General features: G+C 37.1%; 1 protein-coding gene. It reads right to left on the reverse strand.

The annotated features are described in order from the left end of the window. A partial coding sequence (locus tag Q1A18_RS19030) for a hypothetical protein (protein ID WP_299584748.1) occupies nt 1-237 on the reverse strand: 237 nt, incomplete at both ends.

A 237-nucleotide genomic window follows, 5' to 3' on the forward strand; every position in this document is an offset into this window, starting at 1 on the left:
GGTTTTTATGGTGGCTCCCATCCATTTATACCTTCTGCCTTCATCTTTATTGTTTCTTTCAGAAGTTAATTGCGGCGAATATTTCAGATAGGCAGCGTTGGCCTCTTTTATAAATTCCGATTTCGTAACACCAAAATTGTCAAGCGGAAATTCTTTAAAACCAATTTTAAATGCCGGTGAGTTTTCTTTTAGTTTAAAATTTCCGGACTCCATATCCACAAAAAGAGGATCGGCAAC

The organism is uncultured Sunxiuqinia sp., assembly GCF_947495665.1.
GTDB classification, from domain to species: Bacteria; Bacteroidota; Bacteroidia; order Bacteroidales; family Prolixibacteraceae; genus Sunxiuqinia; species Sunxiuqinia rutila.